Raw genomic sequence first — 386 nt, 5'->3', positions numbered from 1 at the left:
CGACTATTTAAGTCAGAGATTGCACGCCGGTGTAGCTCAATTGGTAGAGCAACTGACTTGTAATCAGTAGGTTGGGGGTTCAAGTCCTCTTGCCGGCACCATTTTTTTCGAGCCATTAGCTCAGTTGGTAGAGCATCTGACTTTTAATCAGAGGGTCGAAGGTTCGAGTCCTTCATGGCTCACCATTTAATATTCACACGCGGGTGTGGCGGAATTGGCAGACGCGCTAGACTTAGGATCTAGTGTCTTACGACGTGGGGGTTCAAGTCCCTTCACCCGCATCTTTACTTAATTTCATATATGCGCGGAAGTAGTTCAGTGGTAGAACACCACCTTGCCAAGGTGGGGGTCGCGAGTTCGAACCTCGTCTTCCGCTCCACGTATAT

4 tRNA genes are annotated in these 386 nt (G+C 49.2%); all 4 read left to right on the top strand.

Features of this window, described 5'->3' with window-relative positions:
• Positions 1-25: 25 nt before the first annotated feature.
• The 4 genes from ACWATA_RS29335 to ACWATA_RS29320 all read left to right on the top strand — a co-directional run bounded on the left by ACWATA_RS29335 (position 26) and on the right by ACWATA_RS29320 (position 379).
• Positions 26-101: transfer RNA gene (locus ACWATA_RS29335), tRNA-Thr, on the top strand.
• 8 nt (positions 102-109) lie between these two features.
• Positions 110-185: transfer RNA gene (locus ACWATA_RS29330), tRNA-Lys, on the top strand.
• A 14-nt stretch (positions 186-199) separates the two neighbouring features.
• A tRNA-Leu gene (locus ACWATA_RS29325) sits at positions 200-281 on the top strand.
• Between the two features lie 23 nt (positions 282-304).
• Positions 305-379, top strand: a tRNA-Gly gene (locus ACWATA_RS29320).
• The last annotated feature ends 7 nt before the right edge of the window (positions 380-386 follow it).

This window comes from Priestia sp. USM5 (genome assembly GCF_058323215.1).
Note: the sequence above shows the minus strand (reverse complement) of the source record. Positions and strands in the feature narration are given on the sequence as shown.